Genomic DNA, 267 nt, shown 5'->3' with positions numbered 1-267 from the left:
GCCATGATCGGACTTACAGCTTTTCTGCTTCTGCTTGGAGGGATTAAAAATGAATATTCGTCCTTTTCAATACTTCTGTTAAACGGATTCTCTCAAAAAATAAATGAAATTTCAAAACCAGCACCATGGGGAAGAAAAATAGACTGGAAAGAGCAGATAGAAAAATACTTTTTACTGACAGTCCATATACTAGTTTTTACTCTGGCAGTTCTTCAGCTTTATTATTATGAGCTTACTGATTATCTTGTTTGCCTTTACATTATTTAC

Annotated in this window: 1 protein-coding gene; it reads left to right on the top strand. The window is 33.7% G+C overall.

Annotation, left to right across the window (positions count from 1 at the left end):
* On the top strand, positions 1-267 hold a 267-nt coding region (locus SB660_RS21070; RefSeq protein ID WP_410584326.1), incomplete at both ends, for a hypothetical protein.

The sequence above is a fragment of the Bacillus sp. SIMBA_005 genome (genome assembly GCF_046535585.1).
In the GTDB taxonomy this organism is placed as follows: domain Bacteria; phylum Bacillota; class Bacilli; order Bacillales; family Bacillaceae; genus Bacillus; species Bacillus pumilus.
This window is presented reverse-complemented; position numbering and strand designations above follow the sequence as displayed.